The organism is Mumia sp. Pv4-285, from assembly GCF_041320275.1.
Classification (GTDB): Bacteria; Actinomycetota; Actinomycetes; order Propionibacteriales; family Nocardioidaceae; genus Mumia; species Mumia qirimensis.
Genome location: NZ_CP162023.1, coordinates 104686 through 122758, shown reverse-complemented (window position 1 = coordinate 122758; position 18073 = coordinate 104686). Strand labels below are relative to the sequence as shown.

Sequence of the window (18073 nt, the reverse complement as noted above, 5' to 3'; positions counted from 1 at the left end):
TCAGTCTCCCTCCACCTCAAAGTTCGAGAAGTTGATGCTGCGGTCGATGACGCGCTCCGCGACGTCGGCGACGTCCGTCTCCAAGGCGTACGCGTGTCCCCGCAGCAGGGCCAGCGCGTCACCAGGCGGCACCCGCAGCTGCGCCATGATCATCCCCGTCGCCTGGTGGACGACAGCGCGCGAGGACCAGGGATCGTCGTCACCGTCGTCGAGGCTGTGGTCAGCGGAGTCGGCCGCCAGCGCCGGTCCTGCCGCGTTGACCAGGAAGACGGCGTTCTCGGCGGGCTCGGCGAGGTCGGCACCGATCGGGGTGTAGAAGGTCACCACGCCCAGCAGCCCGTCACCGGCATCGAGCGGGATCGCGTGCAGCCGGAGCGGGCCGAACTGCTCGTCGACCGCTTGGGCGAGCATCGGCCACCTCGAGGAGCCGTCGATGTCTGCGACGACGGCCTCGGACGTACGAGCCGCATCCGGGCCCGGTCCCTCACCGAGGACCTCCTGCAGGCTTTCGAGACCGCTGATGACCTCGTCGGTAGCGCAGACGGTCGTCCGCGCGTCGGAGAGGTAGGCGATGGTGATGGCTGCGCCGTCCGCGCCGACGAGCTTGCGCAGCGCCTCGCACAACCGCCACGGCTGAGGTCGATCGGTGGGCAGCGACGCCAGCATCGCGGCCCATCGCGACAGGAGCCTGCCGCGCTCGCCGACCGAGGGCTCACGCACGTCGTCCTCGCCGCCATCCATCGCTCCGCCTCCCAAAATCCACCCTACGCGGCGGCGTCCGAAGCTGGCGAGCGCGCGTATTGTGAGGGGCAGGCAGTCTCGCACCTGGAGACCCGTCATGCGGAGGTGAGCTGATGGCTCGCGAGCTGGACGCACGGGAGTTCGCCGACATCGCCGAGGCGCTCCACACCAGGCCCACGCCGACCGACACGGCCGAGCAGGTCGTGGCCTATGCCCGGGACCAGCTCGACGCCGACTGGGCGGGCCTGACGCTCATCAGGGCCGGAGGCCGGCTCATCACGGCGGCGCCCAGCGATCCCCTCGTCGAGACCGTGGACCGGCTCCAGTACGAGCTCGACGAAGGCCCTTGCCGAGACAGCGCCTGGCACGATCGGACGCTCGTTGCGCGCGATCTGAGATGTGACCCGCGCTGGCCGCAGTGGGGCCCGAAGGCAGCCGCCCTCGGCATCACGAGCGCCCTCGCGGCCGAGCTGTCGAGCAGCGACAGGCGGATCGGCTCCATCAACCTCTACTGGCGCGAACGTCGAGACATCAGTTCCGACGACGCCGCGTACGCGCACATCTTCGCGCGCCACGCCGCGCTCGCCCTCCAGGAGTCGTTCAGCCATGCCAACCTGCACGTCGCTCTCGACACCCGCAAGCTGATCGGTCAGGCCCAGGGGATTCTCATGGAACGCTTCGGTCTCCAGGGCGACCAGGCGTTCGCGGTGCTCCGCCGCTACTCCCAGACCCACAACCTCAAGCTGCGGGCCGTCGCCGAGGAGCTCGTCGCCACACGACACCTGCCCGGCGACAGCGGGGGCGAGCTCCCCGGCTGATCCTGCCCCGACTGGTTCGCCGCACACCCGACCTTGTAGCCTTGAGCGGCACGCCTGGAGGTGTCGCATAGTGGCCTAGTGCGCCCGCCTGCTAAGCGGGTTGAGGTTGAAACCTCTCGCGGGTTCAAATCCCGCCACCTCCGCCGTACGACGAGACCCTGGTCAGCGACTGCTGGCCGGGGTCTTCGTCACGGTGCCGAGACCCGCAGGTCGCGCTCGATCTGGGCGGCGGCATCGAGGAGCGCCGGCAGCAGGCGCTCGCGTGCCTCGTCCACCGTGGTCGTGTTCGCGCTCATCGACACGTTGGCCGCGGCGATCGTGCGACCACGGGGATCGCGCACCGGGGCGGCGATCGAGCGCAGCCCGAGCTCGAGCTCCTGCTCGTTGAGGGCCCAGCCCTGGCGACGTACCTTGTCGAGCTCGCGCTTGAGCGCCGAGCGTGACGTCGTCGTGTGCGGGGTGAGCTTGGCCAGTGTCGACGCCTCGAGGGCGTCGTCGAGCTCGTCCTCGGGGAGGCTGGCCAGCAGCACACGGCCCATCGACGTCGCGTACGCCGGGAAGCGGGTGCCGACGCTGATCGCGACCGCCATGATCCGGCGGGTGGGCACGCGCGCCACGTAGACGATGTCGGGCCCGTCCAGGACCGAGACCGACGACGACTCGTTGACCTTGTCGGTGAAGGTCTTGAGGTGCGGCGTGGCGATCTCGGGGAGCGAGCTGGCGGAGAGGTAGGCGTAGCCGAGCTCGAGGACGCGCGGGCACAACCAGAACTCGCGGCCGTCCGTGGCGGTGTAGCCGAGCGTGACGAGCGTGTGGAGGAACCGGCGCGCGGTGGCCCGGGTCAGGTCGGTCTGGCGCGCGACCTCGGCGAGCGTCATCCGGGGGTGGTCGGCGTCGAAGGCGCGGATCACCGCGAGCCCGCGCTGCAGGGACTGGACCGACTCCATCGGTCTGCCGTCCGGGGGGATCGTCACGTCTCGCACCTTATCCGTCAGCGTGGCGGTCACCTGCCAGTTCGTCCGCGCGGGCGGCTTCGCGTTGACCTGTGACCTGGGCCATAGTAGGTTCGTCTACTGCACACACGTTCGCAATGCGAACGCTTCAGCCTAGCATCGCAGGAGGATCCGGCTCCATGCTCGAAGCATCCGTCTGGAACGAACGGATCTATCTCGGCGGGGAGTGGGTCGCACCGGCGGCCGGCCAGACGTACCCCGTCGTGGAGCCCGCCACCGGCGCCGAGCTCGGACGCATCGGCCGCGCGGGACCCGACGACGTACGGTCCGCCGGGCAGGTCGCCACCGAGGCCCAGCGCGCCTGGGCCGCCGTTCCGCACGCCGAGCGCGCCGCGGTGCTCCGCCGCGCCGGCGACCTGTGGAACACCCACGCCGACGAGGTCATGGACTGGAACGTCCGCGAGGTCGGTGCGATCCCCGGCATGGCCGGATTCGCCCAGAGCGTCGCCGCGCAGGAGTGCTACGAGGCGGCTTCCCTCCCGTCGCACCCGCACGGCCAGGTCCTCGCCACCGCCGAGCCGCGCCTCTCGCTCGCCCAGCGAGTCCCCGCAGGCGTGGTCGCGGTCATCGCGCCGTTCAACGTGCCGCTCATCCTCGGCATCCGTGCCGTCGCGCCGGCGCTCGCCCTCGGCAACGCCGTCATCCTCAAGCCCGACCCCCGTACGGCGGTCACCGGCGGCGTCACGATGGCCCAGATCTTCGAGGAGGCCGGGCTCCCGCCGGGCGTGCTCCAGGTCCTCCCCGGCGGCGCGGACGTCGGCGAGGCGCTCACGTCCGACCCGAGCATCCGCGTCATCGCCTTCACCGGCTCGACCGCGGCAGGACGCAAGGTCGGCGAGGCCGCCGGCCGGCACCTCAAGCGGGCCCACCTGGAGCTCGGTGGCAACTCGGCGTTCGTCGTCCTCGAGGACGCCGACGTCGACCAGGCGGTCAACCTCGCCGCCTGGGGCGCGTTCTTCCACCAGGGTCAGATCTGCATGACCGTCGGACGCCACCTGGTGCACGAGAGCCTGTACGACGCCTACGTCGAGAAGCTCGCGGAGAAGGCCGACCACCTCCCGGTCGGCAACCCCTCGACGGAGCAGGTCGCGCTCGGCCCGATCATCGACGAAGGCCAGCGCGACAAGATCCACGGGCTCGTCACCGCCAGCCAGGAGGCCGGTGCACGACTGGTCGCGGGAGGTTCGTACGAGGGGCTCTTCTACCGCCCCACGGTGCTCGCGGACTCCCCGATCGACGCGCCGGCGTTCGTCGAGGAGGTGTTCGGGCCGGTCGCGTCCGTCGCGAAGTTCTCGACCCTCGACGAAGCCGTCAAGCTCGCGTCGAGCGGCGACTACGGCCTGTCGCTCGGCATCGTGACCCGCGACGCGATGCGTGGCCTCGAGCTCGCGGGTCGCATCCCGTCGGGCATCGTCCACGTCAACGACCAGACCGTGAACGACGAGGCGAACGCCCCGTTCGGCGGCGTGGGCGCCTCCGGCACCGGGTCCCGTCACGGCGGCTCTGAGGCCAACATCGAAGCCTTCACCGAGACCCGTTGGGTGACGCTGCGCAGCGAGCCCCCGACGTACCCCTTCTGAGCCACCCCCTACAAGGAGACGACACCCATGCGCCGGATCACGAAGGTTGCCACCGCGGCTGCCGCGCTCACCCTCCTCGCTGCCTGCGGCGGCGGAGGTGACGACGACACGTCCGGCGGAGGCCCGGACGACGTCAAGGTCGGCGTCATCCCGATCGTCGACACCGCGCCGATCTGGCTCGGCAAGGAGAAGGGGTTCTTCGACGACGAGGACATCAACCTCGAGATCGTCACGACCACCGGCGGTGCTGCCGCGGTGCCCGGCGTGGTCAGCGGCGACTTCGACTTCGCGTTCGGCAACGTCGTGTCGCTCATGGTCGGCGCCGAGCAGGGCCTGCCGCTCCAGTTCGTGACCAACGGGACGTCGTCGGCGGGCGTCGACCCCGACTTCGGTGCCGTCCTCGTGCCCGAGGACTCGCCGATCCAGTCGCCCGCGGACCTCGCCGGGAAGACTGTCTCCGTCAACAACCTCAAGAACATCGGCGACACCACGATCCGCGCCGCCATCGAGAAGGACGGCGGCGACCCCGAGGACGTCAAGTTCGTGGAGGTGCCGTTCCCGGACGCGCCCGCCGCCCTCACCAAGAAGCAGGTCGACGCGATCTGGGTGCTGGAGCCGTTCATGTCGGCGGCGCTCGCCGACGGCGCGCGTGTGGTCACGTACAACTACCTCGACATGTCGCCCAAGCTCGACATCGCCGGCTACTTCACGACCAAGCAGTACATCGGCGAGAACGAGGACCTCGTCGAGCGCTTCACCCGGGCGATGAACAAGTCGCTCGAGTACGCCGGTGAGAACGATGACGAGGTCCGCGACATCGTCGGCACGTACACCAAGATCGACGAGCCCACCCGCGCCAAGATGGTGCTGCCCGTGTTCCGCCCGGAGTTCGACGAGCCGTCGATGGAGCAGCTCGGCGCCGCGGCGGTCGAGTTCGGGACCCTCGAGGACGAGCCGGACCTGGACGCGCTGCTTCCATGACCTCCGCAAGTGCGTCCCCGCCCGTGAGCCAGACGTCACCCCCGGGTCTGGCTCACGGGCGGGGCATCCGTCTTCCGTCCTCGGTCCTCGGCGTCCTCGGGATCGTCGGCTTCCTCGCGACCTGGGAGCTCGTCGTACGCTCCGGGCTGGTCGAGGCGGAGTACCTTCCCGCGGCGTCGACCGTGGTTCGCGAGATGGTCGAGATGGCCGGCACCAGCGAGTTCTGGGCGGCGCTCGGTCGTACGGTCCGCACCTGGGCGATCGGTCTCGCGATCGCCGCGAGCGCCGCGGTCGTCATCGGCCTCGTCATCGGCCCCAGCCGCTTCCTGCGCCGGGCGACGCACTCGACGATCGAGTTCCTGCGGCCGATCCCGTCCGTCGCACTGATCCCGCTCGCGGTCCTGCTGTACGGCACCTCGATGCAGGCGACCCTCCTTCTCGTCGTGTACGCCGCGTTCTGGCAGGTCCTCATCCAAGTCCTGTACGGCGTCGGTGACGTCGACCCGGTCGCCTCCGACACCGCCCGCAGCTTCCGGCTCGGCGGCCTGGCCCGGATCCGCTACCTCACGTGGCCGACCGCGCTGCCGTACGTCATGACGGGCCTGCGGCTCGGGGCGGCCGTCGCGCTCATCCTCACCGTCACCGGCGAGCTCGTCATCGGGGGCGGCGGCATCGGCACCGAGATCGCGCTTGCGCAGTCCGGTGGCGCCGTGCCCCAGATGTACGCCCTGGTCGTCGTGGCCGGCCTCATCGGCGTCGTCGTCAACCTCGTCGCCCGTGTCGTCGAGCGCCGCGCGCTCCACTGGCACGTCTCCGTCCGGAGGGAGGCGCTGTGAAGGTCCTCAAGAGCATCGCGTACGCCGTGACACTGCCCGTGCTGCTGATCCTCCTGTGGTGGGTCCTCACGATCGACTCGACCAACTTCTACGTCCCGAAGCCCGGGGAGCTAGCGACGACGTTCGTCGACACGTGGTTCGGTGAGCGGTTCCGCGAGGACGTGCTGCCGAGCATCGCCCGGTTCGCCGCCGGCACGCTGCTCGCCATCGTGCTCGGCATCGCCGCCGGCGTCTGCATCGGTTCGATTCGCTGGTTGCGGTCGCTGCTGGAGCCGATGCTCGAGTTCTTCCGCGCCATCCCGCCGCCGGTGCTCGTCCCGATCCTGATGGTGCTCGTCGGCATCAACGACCGCATGAAGGTCATCGTGATCGTCTTCGGCGCCATCTGGCCGGTGCTCCTCAACACCATCGAGGGCGTCCGTGCCGTCGATCCCGTCCTGGTCGACACCGCCCGGACGTACGGGCTGACGCGCTGGCAGAGGCTCCGCACCCTCGTCCTGCCGAGCGCCGCGCCCCAGATCGCCGCCGGGATTCGGCAAGCCCTGTCCATCGGGCTGATCCTGATGGTGATCTCGGAGATGTTCGCGTCCTCGTCCGGGCTCGGCTTCACCATCGTGCTGTTCCAGCGGTCGTTCGCGGTCACCGAGATGTGGAGCGGCATCGTGCTCCTCGGCCTGATCGGGGTCGCCGTGTCGATCGTCTTCCAGGTCTGCGAGCGCAGGGTCCTGCATTGGTACTACGGCCAGAAAGAGGTGCAGCATGGTCGGTGACAGCGCCACCGTCGCGTCCGGTCCTCGTGAGGACGTCGGCGCCCCCGTCGCACTCTCGGTCCAGGGACTGCAGAAGATCTACACGTCCGACAACGGAGACGTCGAAGCGGTCCGGGACCTCACCTTCGAGCTCCGTCAGGGCGAGCTGGTCTGCCTCGTCGGACCCTCCGGCTGCGGCAAGACGACCCTCCTGCGATGCATCGCCGGGCTCCTCACGCCGACCGCCGGCACGGTGACCCTCGACGGCGCCGTGGTCTCCGGGCCGCCGAAGAAGATGGCGGTCGTGTTCCAGGAGTACGGGCGGAGCCTGTTCGCGTGGATGACCGTCCGCCAGAACGTGGAGCTGCCGCTGAAGAACGCGGGCATGCCGAAGGGCGAGCGCAAGCAGGCCGTCTCGGAGGCGCTGCACGCCGTGGGTCTCGAGCACGCCGAGTCGTCGTACCCGTGGCAGCTCTCGGGCGGCATGCAGCAGCGCGTCGCGATCGCGCGCGCCGTCGCGTACAAGCCCGAGGTCCTGCTCATGGACGAGCCGTTCGCCGCGGTCGACGCGCAGACCCGCGCCGACCTCGAGGACCTGATCCGCCGCGTGTGGAAGGAGCTGGGCGTCACCGTCCTCTTCATCACGCACGACATCGACGAGTCCGTCTACCTGGGTGAGCGGGTCCTGATCCTGTCGAACTCGCCGACGGTCATCCAGGAGGACCTCACGATCGACCTGCCGGCGGACCGCGACCAGCTCACGACGCGGTCGATGCCGCGGTTCACCGAGCTCCGGACGCACGTGTACGCGGAGATTCAGAAGGCGAAGCGCGGCAAGGGCGGCGACGCGGCGTGACCACGGTCCGGGAGGCGACGTACGACGTCATGCGCCGCCAGGCGATGACGACGATCTTCTCCAACCCCGGTTCGACGGAGGTCGCGTTCCTCGTCGACCTGCCCGACGACCTCGACTTCGTCCTCGCGCTGCACGAGGGCTCCGTCGTGGGGGTCGCGTCAGGGTGGGCGATCGCGCGACGTGAGCCCGCCTTTGTGCTGCTCCACACCACGGCCGGGCTCGGCAACGCGGTCGGCGCGATCGCGACGGCCCGCGTCAACCGTGCGCCGATGGTGATCGTGGTCGGCCAGCAGGACCGTCGCCACCTCGCGCTCGAGCCGTTCCTCGCGGGGCGGCTCGAGGGCCTCGCGGGCGACTACCCGCTGGAGGTCATCTCGCCCGTACGCGCCCAGGACGTGCCCTCGGCGGTCGCGCGCGCGACGCACCGAGCACGGCGCGACCAGGGCCCAGTGATCGTCGTCGTCCCGATGGACGACTGGGAGGCGCCGTACGACGCGGCCGACGTGTCCGCCGCCCGCGTGGTTCGCACGCCCGTGCCGCGCACCGTCGACGTCGCCGACCTGGCACGGATGGTCGCCGACGCGGCGCACCCGGTCGTCGTGGCGGGCTCCGGCAACGACAGCCTGGACGGCTGGGACCGGCTGGTCGCGCTCGCGGAGCGGATCGAGGCGCCGGTGTGGCAGGAGCCGTTCGGGTCGCGGGCAGGGTTCCCGCAGGACCATCCACTGTTCGCCGGCCACCTTCCGGCGGACCGGCCCCGCGTCCGCGAGGCGCTGGCCGGCGCCGACCTGCTCCTGGTCGTCGGGTGCGCTGCTCTGCGCCAGTACCCGTACGCCGAGGGTCCCCTCGTCCCCGACGGCGTCCGCGTCGCGGTGGTGTCCGCCGACCCCGACGAGGCGTACCGCTCACCCGCGGAGCTTGCCCTGGTCGCCGACCCGACGGAGGTCGTACGCGCCCTGCTGGCCCTCCTCGGCCCCGCCCCCACCGACGCCGAGCCACCGCGGCCCCCGCTGGTCGAGGCGCGGACACCCCCGCTGGTCGAGGCGCGAAGCCCTTCGGGACGCCCTCGCGAGCTCGGGCTCCTCAGGACGAGCGATCGAGACCACCACTCTCCGCTCCGCTCCGCCGACGTCTTCCGCGCGCTGGCCGACGTCCTCCCACGCGACACGGTCCTCGTCGAGGAGTCGCCGTCGTCGCGTCCGCTCCTGCAGGCGATGGTCCCCGCGCGCGAGCCGCTCGGGTTCGTCTCCGCCGCGATGGGCGGGCTCGGCTTCGCGATGCCCGCCGCGATCGGCCTCAAGATGGCGCTGCCGGACCGGCCGGTCGTGGCGGTGGTCGGCGACGGGTCGGCGATGTACGCGGTGCAGTCCTTGTGGACCGCTGCGCAACGCGACGTCGGCGTGCTGTGGATCGTGATGGCCAACGGTGGCTACGCCGTGATGGACCGGCTGGCCGAGCGTGTCGAGGGCAAGCCGCCGTGGCCGTCGTTCCCCGAGCTGTCCGTCGGCAGGATCGCCGAGGCACTCGGCTGCCGCGTCGTGCACGTCGACGACGAGACAGCACTGGCCGACGCCCTCGACGACGCAGGATCACGGCTGCGGGAGCCCGGCGGCCCGCTGCTCATCGAGGTCGCCGTGGCGCCCGACACCAGCTTCGCGCCCTAGCGGCGCGACACCGACCACGTGCCCGCATCGCGTCCACACCCCCGGGGAGGCGAGGCGGGCACGTTGATGCGTACGGTCGCGCGTCCGTACGGCCCATCACTTTCCGTTGGTCCCCACGGAGAGTCGCGGCACCACCGGAACGTTCAGGTGGGGCGTGAACGCTGCGTGGGGGCCAACGGAAAGTGAGCGCGGCGGACTGCGGCGACGACCGCCGAGGAGCGCCTCAGTCCTCGAGCCGGCGTACGGCGACGGGCAACCGCTCGCGCAGCTCGTCGACCGAGATGCCGTGCGTCTCGCGTACGACCACGCCGTCCGCGCCGACGTCGAACACGGCGTGCTCGGTGTAGACGCGGCTCACGCAGGCGAGCCCCGTCACCGGGTAGCTGAGCGACTCCACCAGCTTGCTCGACCCGTCCTTCGCGAACAGCGACATCATCACGAACACGCGCTTCGCGCCGACCGCCAGGTCCATCGCGCCGCCGACCGCTGGGATGGCGTCCGGCGCGCCGGTGTGCCAGTTGGCGAGGTCGCCGTGCTGCGACACCTGGAAGGCACCCAGGACGCAGACGTCGAGGTGGCCGCCGCGCATCATGGCGAACGAGTCGGCGTGGTGGAAGTACGAGGCGCCGGCGAGCTCCGTGACCGGGACCTTGCCGGCGTTGACCAGGTCGGGGTCGACAGCGTCGCCGGAGGCAGCGGGCCCCATGCCGAGCATGCCGTTCTCGGTGTGCAGGACGACGCCCGACTCGATGTCGAGGTGGTTCGCGACCAGCGTCGGCTGGCCGATGCCGAGGTTCACGTACGACCCGGCCTCGATGTCGCGGGCGATCGCCTGCGCCATCTCATCGCGTGACAGGGGTCCACGGTCGGCGTGCTCGACGGTGCGTACCGGAGAATCGACGGCGGTCATGCGCTCGCTCCTTCGCGGGCGGCGACGCGCTGCTCGGCACCGAGGGCGACGACGCGGTCGACGAAGATGCCCGGCGTGACGACGGCCTCGGGATCGATCGCGCCGGCCTCGACGACGTCGTCGACCTCGGCGATGGTGAGCGTCGCCGCGGTCGCCATCACGGGGCCGAAGTTGCGCGCGGTCTTGTGGAAGAGCAGGTTGCCGGCCGTGTCCGCACGGCGCGCGGCGATCAGGGCGACGTCACCGCGCAACGGGTACTCGAGGACGTAGCCGCGACCGTCGATGGTCCGCGCCTCCTTGCCCTCGGCGAGCATCGTGCCGTACCCGGTCGGCGTGAAGAACGCCCCGATGCCGGCCCCGGCAGCCCGCATGCGCTCGGCGAGGTTGCCCTGCGGGACGACCTCGAGCTCGATCTTGCCGGAGCGGTAGAGCTCGTCGAACACGTACGAGTCGGCCTGCCGCGGGAACGAGCAGATCATCTTGCGGACCTGACCTGCGGCGAGCAGAGCGGCGAGACCCGTGTCGCCGTTGCCGGCGTTGTTGCTCACCACAGTCAAGTCGCGAGCGCCCTGACTGACGAGAGCGTCGACCAGGGTGAAAGGCATGCCGGCGGTGCCGAAGCCGCCGATGAGGACCGTCGAACCGTCCGCGACGTCGGCGACGGCTGTCTCGGCGTCCACCACCCGCATCAGGCCGACGCCCCACCCTCGGAGGAGCCGGTGTTCTCGAGGACGACCGCCAGGCCCTGGCCGACACCGATGCAGATCGCGGCGACGCCCCAGCGCTGGTTGGTCGTACGGAGCACGGCGGCGAGCGTGCCGAGGATCCGGCCACCCGAGGCACCGAGGGGGTGACCGATCGCGATCGCGCCGCCCCACTGGTTGACGATGTCGGCGTCGATCGGCCACGCGTCGACGCAGGCGAGGCTCTGGACGGCGAAGGCCTCGTTGAGCTCGACGGCGCCGACCTGGTCCCAGCCGATCCCGGCACGAGCGAGCGCGCGGTTGGCCGCCTCGACGGGGGCGTACCCGAAGGCTTGGGGCTCCAGAGCCATCACACCGCGACCGGCGATTCGGGCCAGGGGATCGCGCCCGATGAGCTCCGCACCGCGCTCGGATCCGAGGAGGACCGCGGACGCTCCGTCGTTGAGCGGCGACGCGTTGCCGGCGGTGATCGTTCCGTCGGGGCGGAACGACGGCTTGAGCCGCGCGAGGGTCTCCGCCGAGGAGTCGGGACGGATGCCCTCGTCGCGCGTGAGCTCGGCGCCCTCGACGCCGACGACGAGGTCGTCGTAGTGACCGGCCTCCCAGGCGGCGTACGCCCGCTGGTGCGACGCCGCCGCGAACGCGTCCTGCCGCTCGCGGGAGATACCGAAGCGCTCCTGGAGCTGTTCGTTGGACTCGCCGAGGGAGATGGTCCACTCCTTCGGCATCGCCGGGTTCACCAGGCGCCAACCGAGTGTGGTCGACACGGCCTCGACGTTGCCGGCAGGGAACGCGCGGCTCGGCTTCGGCATGACCCACGGCGCGCGGCTCATCGACTCGACGCCCCCGGTCAGGACCACGTCGGCGTCGCCGACCTCGATGGCGCGCGAGCCGGTGATCGCGGCGTCGAGGCTGGAGCCGCAGAGGCGGTTGATCGTCGTGCCGGGGACGCCGACGGGCAGTCCGGCGAGGAGTGCGGCCATGCGGCCGACGTTGCGATTCTCCTCGCCGGCACCGTTGGCGTTGCCCCACACCACGTCACCGATGGCCTCGGGGTCGAGTGCCGGGGACCGCTCGAGCGTCGTACGGACGACGGTCGCGGCGAGGTCGTCCGGTCGGACGCCGGAGAGAGCGCCGCCGTAACGGCCGAAGGGGGTCCGGACGGCGTCGTACACGTACGCGGACATCGTGCTCCTCGAAGATCTGCGATGTTCGCTATGCGAACACAAGTGCGTTACGTGAACACGTTAGCACGATCGGCGCTCAGGTCTCCTGGTCCAGATCGGCGAAGACGCCCTGCATCACAGCGAGCGAGGCGTTCGTGACGGGCACCCCGGCGTACACCCCCGTGTGCAGCAGCACCTCGGCGATCTCTTCGCGCGTCAGCCCGTTGCGCAACGCCGCCCGGACGTGCATCGCGAGCTCCTTCTCGTGCCCGAGCGCGGCGAGCAGCGCCAGCGTGATCATCGACCGACTCCGGCGGTCGAGCCCGTCGCGCCCCCAGACGTCCCCCCATGCGTACCGGGTGATCAGCTCCTGGAACGGACGTGTCAACGGGTCCGCGTTCGCGGTGGCGCGGTCGACGTGCGCGTCTCCGAGCACCGCGCGCCGTACGTCCATGCCCCGCGCGTACGCATCCGCAGCGTCCGCGATTTGTGCAGGTGATCCAGGTTCTGTCCCCGGGATTCCTTGACCAACTGCACGAATCGCGGACGCTACCTCCGCCGGCGCCTCCACAGGGGCGAGATGCGCGACGTCGGGGAGGAGGAGCAGCTCGCCGTCCTGCACTCCGGCGACGATCTCCTCGAGCTTCGCGGGCGGGGTCGCGACGTCATGAGCGCCTGCGACCGCGAGCACAGGGACGGTGATCTCGCCCAGCCGATCACGCACGTCGAACGTCGTCAACGCCTCACACACCTGCGCGTACCCCTCCGCGTCCGCACCCTGCAGCACGTGCAGCAGCGCCGACCCGGCCGCGGGCTCACGCTCGAGGAACCCCGGCGCGAACCAGCGCTGAGCCGACGTCGTCACCAGCGCCGGCGTCCCCGACGCGCGTGCGGTCGCGGCGCGCTCCTGCCACATCGCGGCGTCCCCGATCTGCGCGCCGGTGCAGAGCAGGACCGCGGCGGTGACGGCGTCGGGGGCGTCGAGCATCAGCTGCAACCCGACCGCTCCACCGACGGAGTCACCCGCGTACGCGAACCGCAGTGCCTCGTCCCCTCGCGCCTCGGCCGCACCGCCGGCGAAGGCGAGGACGCCCTCGGCCAGCTCAGCGATCGAGAACGCCCCTCGGACGGGTCCGTCGGCGTGACCCGGCAGGTCCCACCCGATCACGTGGAAGGCGTCGCCGAGCTCCTTGGCCGCAGCCGACCACAGCGCCCGAGCCGACGTCCCGAGCGACGGACCGACGACGAGGAGGGGGAGCGCGCCGTGCCCGGCCAGCTCGACGCCGGTGATGCGGGGGACGGTCATGCAGGTTCCTCCAGGAAGGTACGGGCGCGGGCGAGCGCCGTGTCCACGAGCAGGTCGGTGGCGCCGAGGTACGAATCGGCGGTGTGGTCATCCGCGGGCGTGGTGGTGGCCGAGGCCCCCGATGCGAGCCGCCGGATGCCGTCCCGCTCGGCGAGGACTCCCGGCCGAGCAGCATCGAGGTTGGCGCGCATCCGCTCGGCATCGACCCGCAGTCCCGCGAGGAGCTCACCGGCCTGCGACGAGGCGACGACGGCCCGGCGCGCGAGCGTACGAAGGGTGTCCCACTCGGCGTGCCAGGAGCCGTCCGGTCGCTGGTCCACGGCGAGCGAGGCGGCGGTGTGCAGCAAGGAGGCGAGCGGGGGCGCGGCGAGCGCGGCGCGACGCAGGAGCACCGACAGGACCGGGTTCTGCTTCTGGGGCATGGTCGACGAACCTCCACGCCCCTCCTTCGCAGGCTCGGCCAGCTCACCGATCTCGGGGCGGGAGAGCGTGACGACGTCGGTCGCGATCTGGCCCCACACGTCGGTGGCCGCGACCAGCGCGTCACCGACCCGCGTGACCGGCCCGCGGCGTACGTGCCAAGGCCGCGCCGCGACCAGCCCGAGCGATCCTGCGGTCTGCTGCGCGACCCGAGCTGCCGTCGACTCCGGATCAGGCAGACCCGCGAGCCGCGCCAGCTCCGTGCTCGCCGCCAGCGTGCCGACGGCGCCACCCACCTGGACGGGGAGCGACGCGCGGACCCGACCGATCTCCTCGCCGGCGTCGACCACGCCGTCCAGCCACCCGGAGGCGACGAGCCCGAAGGTCGTCGGCCCGGCGTGCTGGGTCAGCGTGCGTCCGACCATCGTCGTCGAGCGGTGCGCCTCGACGAGCCCGATCAGCGATGCCGTCTGGTCGCGGACGTCGGCCGTGATCCGGTCGAGAGCGTCGCGGACGACGAGCATGAGCCCGGTGTCGACGACGTCCTGGCTCGTGAGGCCCCGGTGGATCCAGCTCGCGTCGGACTCCACCGCACCGGGCGGCACCGCGCGCTCGCGCAGGAGCGTCACGAGCCCGATCACGGGATTGCCGCCGCCCTCCGCGCCGGCCGCCAGCGCCGACACGTCGTCCGGACCGACGAGGCCGACCAGGTCGAGCGCCTTCGGGGCGAGCCCGGCGTCGACGAGCGCATCGAGCCAGGCCTGCTCGACCTGGACCATCGCCGCGAGGACGGCCGCGTCGGACAGCAGGCCTCCGGCCCGCTCGTCACCGGGCCAGAGCAGATCCGTCATGGGTCTCAGTGTCCCGGAAATCGGAGGAAGACCGTCTCGTCCGCGCCCTGGAGGCGGATGTCGAAGCGCAACCCCTGCGCGTCCTCGACCGCCAGCAGCGTCCCCCGACGGTCCTCGTCGACGGAGCCGAGCAGCCGATCCGCGGCCAGCGCGGCGTCGTCACCCGGGACGTACGCGCGCGTGAACAGGCGGTTCGTCAACCCCCGCGCGAACACCGTGACCGCGAAGAACGCCGCCGCGCCCTCCTCGGTCGGCCCCGGCACCAGCGTCGAGAGGGAGTACGTCCCGTCGCGCCGCGTGCTCGCCCGCCCGAAGCCGGTGAACGTCCAGCCGTCGCGCCGCAGCGAGCCCGGCTGCTGGACGACCGTGCCGTCATGGGCGGCCTGCCAGATCTCGATCAGCGCGTCGGGGATCGGCGCGCCCGCGCCGTCGTACACCGTGCCGTGCAGCTGGATCGCCCCTGCCGTGCCCGGCGGCACGATCTCGCGGTCGCCGTCGTACGGGAGGGCGTAGTGGAAGAACGGTCCGACGGTCTGGCCGGGCGTGGGGGTAAGGGCGCTCATGCTGTTCCTTCGCTCGAATCAGCCTCGGGCTCCATGTAGGTCCGGTTGCTGCCGGTGAGCACGATGTCCCAGCGGTAGCCGGTGGCCCACTCGTGGCTGGTGACATCGTGGTCGTACGTCGCCACGAGCCGCTCGCGCGCCTTCGCGTCGGTGACGGTCTGATAGATCGGGTCGAGGGGGAAGAGCGGGTCGCCCGGGAAGTACATCTGCGTGACCATCCGCTGCGTGAACTCGGTGCCGAAGAGCGAGAAGTGGATGTGCGCCGGACGCCAGGCGTTGTGGTGGTTCTTCCACGGGTACGGCCCGGGCTTGATCGTCTGGAACCGGTAGACCCCGTCGGCGTCGGTGAGGCAGCGCCCGATGCCGGTGAAGTTCGGGTCGAGCGGCGCGGGGTGCTGGTCGCGCTTGTGGATGTAGCGGCCGCCGGCGTTGGCCTGCCAGAGCTCGACCAGCTGGTGGCGTACGGGGCGCCCCTCTCCGTCGACCACACGACCAGTGACGACCATGCGCTCACCGATCGGCTCGCCGTTGTGCTGGATCGTCAGGTCAGCCTCGAGCGGATCGACGTCGCGGTGCCCGAAGCAGGGCGCCCAGAGCTCGATCGTCTCCGGGTCGGCGTGGTGGAGGTCCTTCGTCGGGTGGCGCAGGATGCTGCTGCGGTACGGCGGGTAGTCGCGCCGAGGCTGCGTCTCCTCGACGCCGGAGCGCTGGTAGGCGGCCTCGATCTCCCGGATCTCGGCGGTGACCTCGGCCTGGGAAGCCATCGCGCTGTCGGAGCTGGGCGGAGGTGTGGTCATGTCCCGCACGCTAGGTGACCGCGCTCACGCGATGAAGACTATGATTCCGTCCAGCGGAAGGATCCGTACGAGGGACGTGAGGCGGCCATGGCGGGCAACACGTCGGCACCCGGCACCACGGTCGCCACACGCATCCTCGCGCTGCTCTCGGCGTTCGACGCCGACCACCGACGGCTCACCCTCAGCGAGCTCGCCCGCCGTGCCGACCTCCCGGTGCCGACAGCGCACCGCCTCGTCGGGGAGCTCGCCACCGCTGGCGCGCTGTCGCGGCGCCCGGACGGCCGGTACGTCATCGGCCGCCTGATCTGGGACATCGGGCTGCTCGCGCCGGTGGAGGCCGGCCTCCGTCAGGTTGCCGAGCCGTTCCTCCACGACATCTACGCCGCCACGCTCGCGACCGTGCACCTGGCGGTGCGCGACGGCGACGAGGTGCTCTACCTGGAGCGGATGCGCGGTCGCACGTCGGTGCCGGTGGTCAGCAGCATCGGCTCCACGCTGCCGATGCACGCGACCGGCGTCGGCAAGGTGCTGCTCGCCTACGCGCCGGACGACGTACGCCGCCGCGTCCTCGCGTCGCTGACCCGCGTGACTCCCTACACCGTCACCCAGCCGGGGATCCTCGAGGACCAGCTCGTCCGGGTCCGGCGCGACGGCTACGCGACAACGTACGAGGAGATGTCGCTCGGCGCCTGCTCGGCCGCCGTCCCCGTACGCCGCGGCGACCAGGTCGTCGCGTCGATCGGCGTGGTCGTCCCGAACCTCAAGCGCGACCGCGGCCGCCTCGTCGCCGCCCTGCAGGTCGCGTCGCAGGGGATCGGGCGCCAGCTGTGACCAGGCGGGTTTCGCCCAGCGGAAGGCTTCGTTCGCGGCTCGACCGGTCGCGCGGTGCAATGGCGCCATGAATCCCGCACCGTCCCGCACCCAGGTCGCCATCATCGGCGCCGGACCCGCCGGTCTCCTGCTCTCGCACCTGCTCGCCGCCCGCGGGATCGACTCGGTCGTCCTCGAGACCCGCAGCCAGGAGTACGTCGGAGCGCGCATCCGCGCCGGGATCCTCGAGCAGAGCAGCGTCGACCTCCTCACCGAGGTCGGGCTCGGCGACCGGCTGGCACGCGAGGGCGACCAGCACCGCGGCATCTACCTGCAGTTCCCGCACGAGCGGCACCACATCGACTTCCAGGGCCTGATCGGCCGCAGCGTCTACGTCTACGGGCAGACCGAGGTGCAGAAGGATCTCGTCGACGCCCGCGCCGCCGCGGGGCAGCAGTGGGTCTACGAGATCAGCGACACCGAGCTCCACGACCTGGACAGCGACCGCCCGTCCGTGACCTACCGGGACGCCGACGGCGCACCGCAACGCCTGGAGGCCGACGCGATCGCCGGCTGCGACGGTTCGTTCGGCCCGAGTCGCTCCGCGATCCCCGGCGGTACGACCTGGGAGCGGACCTACCCGTACTCGTGGTTCGGCATCCTCGCCGACGTCGCGCCCTCCACCGACGAGCTGATCTACGCCTGGCACCCGAACGGGTTCGCGCTGCACTCCATGCGCTCGGAGAGCGTGAGCCGGCTGTACCTCCAGGTCGAGCCCGGCACCGATCCCGACTCGTGGTCGGACGACCGGATCTGGGACGAGCTCGCGACCCGTCTCGGCCACGGCCAGGACGGCTGGCAGCTGGAGCCCGGACCGATCACGGACAAGAGCGTGCTGCCGATGCGTTCGTACGTCCATGCTCCGATGAGCCACGGGCGCCTGTTCCTCGCCGGCGACGCGGCCCACATCGTCCCCCCGACGGGAGCCAAGGGCCTCAACCTCGCGATCGCGGACGTCGCGCTGCTGGCGCCCGCGCTGGCCGAGCTCGTCGGCAAGGGCGATGCGCGGCTCACCGACGCCTACTCCGACACCGCGCTGCGCCGCGTCTGGCGCTGCACCCACTTCTCCTGGTGGATGACGACCATGCTGCACCACAACGGCGACCCGTTCGACGAGCAGCTCCAGCTCTCGCAGCTGCGCTGGGTCACGTCGTCCGAGGCCGGAGCGAAGGGGCTGGCCGAGAACTACGCCGGCATGCCGTTCGAGATCTGACACGGACGGCTCGGTTGTCGGCGGGGCGCTCTAGG

At 71.3% G+C, this 18073-nt stretch carries 18 protein-coding genes and 1 tRNA gene; 10 read left to right on the top strand and 9 right to left on the bottom strand.

Features of this window, described 5'->3' with window-relative positions; all coding sequences use genetic code 11:
* Window positions 1-741, bottom strand: coding sequence for a GAF and ANTAR domain-containing protein (locus AB3M34_RS00585; protein WP_370617139.1), 741 nt, complete (start codon window positions 739-741; stop codon window positions 1-3).
* 113 nt (window positions 742-854) lie between these two features.
* Here AB3M34_RS00585 and AB3M34_RS00580 point away from each other — a divergent pair, with 113 nt between their 5' ends.
* Window positions 855-1559, top strand: coding sequence for a GAF and ANTAR domain-containing protein (locus tag AB3M34_RS00580; RefSeq protein WP_370617138.1), 705 nt, complete (start codon window positions 855-857; stop codon window positions 1557-1559).
* 56 nt (window positions 1560-1615) lie between these two features.
* Window positions 1616-1702: transfer RNA gene (locus AB3M34_RS00575), tRNA-Ser, on the top strand.
* Window positions 1703-1747: 45 nt separating this feature from the next.
* Here the strand turns inward: AB3M34_RS00575 and AB3M34_RS00570 are convergent.
* Entirely contained in the window at window positions 1748-2533 is a 786-nt protein-coding gene (locus AB3M34_RS00570; RefSeq protein WP_370617137.1) for an IclR family transcriptional regulator domain-containing protein, read from the bottom strand.
* Window positions 2534-2691: 158 nt separating this feature from the next.
* Here AB3M34_RS00570 and AB3M34_RS00565 point away from each other — a divergent pair, with 158 nt between their 5' ends.
* Genes AB3M34_RS00565 through AB3M34_RS00540 form a run of 6 tightly spaced genes read left to right on the top strand, consistent with a single transcriptional unit; the run spans window position 2692 to window position 9238 of the window.
* Entirely contained in the window at window positions 2692-4152 is a 1461-nt protein-coding gene (locus AB3M34_RS00565) for a benzaldehyde dehydrogenase (RefSeq protein WP_370617136.1), read from the top strand.
* Window positions 4153-4179: 27 nt separating this feature from the next.
* The gene (locus tag AB3M34_RS00560) at window positions 4180-5133 is read left to right on the top strand and encodes an ABC transporter substrate-binding protein (RefSeq protein ID WP_370617135.1); all 954 of its coding nucleotides are present in this window, start codon (window positions 4180-4182) and stop codon (window positions 5131-5133) included.
* Entirely contained in the window at window positions 5130-5969 is an 840-nt protein-coding gene (locus AB3M34_RS00555) for an ABC transporter permease (RefSeq protein ID WP_370617134.1), read from the top strand. Before AB3M34_RS00560 ends, AB3M34_RS00555 begins: the two co-directional genes overlap by 4 nt.
* Window positions 5966-6739 carry an ABC transporter permease gene (locus AB3M34_RS00550; RefSeq protein ID WP_370617133.1) on the top strand — a complete coding sequence of 258 codons (774 nt, stop codon included), beginning with the start codon at window positions 5966-5968 and terminating at the stop codon, window positions 6737-6739. Before AB3M34_RS00555 ends, AB3M34_RS00550 begins: the two co-directional genes overlap by 4 nt.
* A complete protein-coding gene (locus AB3M34_RS00545) occupies window positions 6729-7574 on the top strand; it encodes an ABC transporter ATP-binding protein (RefSeq protein WP_370617132.1) in 846 nt (281 codons plus the stop codon). Before AB3M34_RS00550 ends, AB3M34_RS00545 begins: the two co-directional genes overlap by 11 nt.
* The gene (locus AB3M34_RS00540; RefSeq protein WP_370617131.1) at window positions 7571-9238 is read left to right on the top strand and encodes a thiamine pyrophosphate-dependent enzyme; all 1668 of its coding nucleotides are present in this window, start codon (window positions 7571-7573) and stop codon (window positions 9236-9238) included. Before AB3M34_RS00545 ends, AB3M34_RS00540 begins: the two co-directional genes overlap by 4 nt.
* A 223-nt stretch (window positions 9239-9461) precedes the next feature.
* On the opposite strand, the gene AB3M34_RS00535 is transcribed toward AB3M34_RS00540, so the two are convergent.
* The 7 genes from AB3M34_RS00535 to pcaH all read right to left on the bottom strand — a co-directional run bounded on the left by AB3M34_RS00535 (window position 9462) and on the right by pcaH (window position 15955).
* Window positions 9462-10148 carry a 3-oxoacid CoA-transferase subunit B gene (locus AB3M34_RS00535; protein WP_370617130.1) on the bottom strand — a complete coding sequence of 229 codons (687 nt, stop codon included), beginning with the start codon at window positions 10146-10148 and terminating at the stop codon, window positions 9462-9464.
* Window positions 10145-10837: a 3-oxoacid CoA-transferase subunit A gene (locus AB3M34_RS00530; protein ID WP_370617129.1), complete on the bottom strand. Its 693-nt coding sequence runs from the start codon at window positions 10835-10837 to the stop codon at window positions 10145-10147. Before AB3M34_RS00530 ends, AB3M34_RS00535 begins: the two co-directional genes overlap by 4 nt.
* Window positions 10837-12039, bottom strand: coding sequence for a thiolase family protein (locus AB3M34_RS00525; RefSeq protein WP_370617128.1), 1203 nt, complete (start codon window positions 12037-12039; stop codon window positions 10837-10839). Before AB3M34_RS00525 ends, AB3M34_RS00530 begins: the two co-directional genes overlap by 1 nt.
* Before the next feature lie 76 nt (window positions 12040-12115).
* Window positions 12116-13324: a 4-carboxymuconolactone decarboxylase gene (gene pcaC / locus AB3M34_RS00520; RefSeq protein WP_370617127.1), complete on the bottom strand. Its 1209-nt coding sequence runs from the start codon at window positions 13322-13324 to the stop codon at window positions 12116-12118.
* Window positions 13321-14595, bottom strand: coding sequence for a lyase family protein (locus AB3M34_RS00515; protein WP_370617126.1), 1275 nt, complete (start codon window positions 14593-14595; stop codon window positions 13321-13323). Before AB3M34_RS00515 ends, pcaC begins: the two co-directional genes overlap by 4 nt.
* A gap of 5 nt (window positions 14596-14600) precedes the next feature.
* The gene (pcaG, locus tag AB3M34_RS00510; RefSeq protein WP_370617125.1) at window positions 14601-15158 is read right to left on the bottom strand and encodes a protocatechuate 3,4-dioxygenase subunit alpha; all 558 of its coding nucleotides are present in this window, start codon (window positions 15156-15158) and stop codon (window positions 14601-14603) included.
* Complete coding sequence (gene pcaH, locus AB3M34_RS00505) at window positions 15155-15955, bottom strand: protocatechuate 3,4-dioxygenase subunit beta (protein ID WP_370617124.1); 801 nt, start codon at window positions 15953-15955, stop codon at window positions 15155-15157. Before pcaH ends, pcaG begins: the two co-directional genes overlap by 4 nt.
* A gap of 87 nt (window positions 15956-16042) precedes the next feature.
* Here pcaH and AB3M34_RS00500 point away from each other — a divergent pair, with 87 nt between their 5' ends.
* Entirely contained in the window at window positions 16043-16786 is a 744-nt protein-coding gene (locus tag AB3M34_RS00500; RefSeq protein ID WP_370617123.1) for an IclR family transcriptional regulator, read from the top strand.
* A gap of 67 nt (window positions 16787-16853) precedes the next feature.
* Complete coding sequence (locus AB3M34_RS00495) at window positions 16854-18038, top strand: 4-hydroxybenzoate 3-monooxygenase (RefSeq protein ID WP_370617122.1); 1185 nt, start codon at window positions 16854-16856, stop codon at window positions 18036-18038.
* Window positions 18039-18073 lie beyond the last annotated feature (35 nt).

Bases quoted from the DNA above. Each gene is read 5' to 3' on its own strand.
- AB3M34_RS00585 (WP_370617139.1), bottom strand. From the start codon at position 741: ATGGATGGCGGCGAGGACGACGTGCGTGAGCCCTCGGTCGGCGAGCGC.
- AB3M34_RS00580 (WP_370617138.1), top strand. From the start codon at position 855: ATGGCTCGCGAGCTGGACGCACGGGAGTTCGCCGACATCGCCGAGGCG.
- AB3M34_RS00565 (WP_370617136.1), top strand. From the start codon at position 2,692: ATGCTCGAAGCATCCGTCTGGAACGAACGGATCTATCTCGGCGGGGAG.
- AB3M34_RS00560 (WP_370617135.1), top strand. From the start codon at position 4,180: ATGCGCCGGATCACGAAGGTTGCCACCGCGGCTGCCGCGCTCACCCTC.
- AB3M34_RS00555 (WP_370617134.1), top strand. From the start codon at position 5,130: ATGACCTCCGCAAGTGCGTCCCCGCCCGTGAGCCAGACGTCACCCCCG.
- AB3M34_RS00545 (WP_370617132.1), top strand. From the start codon at position 6,729: ATGGTCGGTGACAGCGCCACCGTCGCGTCCGGTCCTCGTGAGGACGTC.
- AB3M34_RS00535 (WP_370617130.1), bottom strand. From the start codon at position 10,148: ATGACCGCCGTCGATTCTCCGGTACGCACCGTCGAGCACGCCGACCGT.
- AB3M34_RS00530 (WP_370617129.1), bottom strand. From the start codon at position 10,837: ATGCGGGTGGTGGACGCCGAGACAGCCGTCGCCGACGTCGCGGACGGT.
- AB3M34_RS00525 (WP_370617128.1), bottom strand. From the start codon at position 12,039: ATGTCCGCGTACGTGTACGACGCCGTCCGGACCCCCTTCGGCCGTTAC.
- pcaC (WP_370617127.1), bottom strand. From the start codon at position 13,324: ATGACCGTCCCCCGCATCACCGGCGTCGAGCTGGCCGGGCACGGCGCG.
- AB3M34_RS00515 (WP_370617126.1), bottom strand. From the start codon at position 14,595: ATGACGGATCTGCTCTGGCCCGGTGACGAGCGGGCCGGAGGCCTGCTG.
- pcaG (WP_370617125.1), bottom strand. From the start codon at position 15,158: ATGAGCGCCCTTACCCCCACGCCCGGCCAGACCGTCGGACCGTTCTTC.
- pcaH (WP_370617124.1), bottom strand. From the start codon at position 15,955: ATGACCACACCTCCGCCCAGCTCCGACAGCGCGATGGCTTCCCAGGCC.
- AB3M34_RS00500 (WP_370617123.1), top strand. From the start codon at position 16,043: ATGGCGGGCAACACGTCGGCACCCGGCACCACGGTCGCCACACGCATC.
- AB3M34_RS00495 (WP_370617122.1), top strand. From the start codon at position 16,854: ATGAATCCCGCACCGTCCCGCACCCAGGTCGCCATCATCGGCGCCGGA.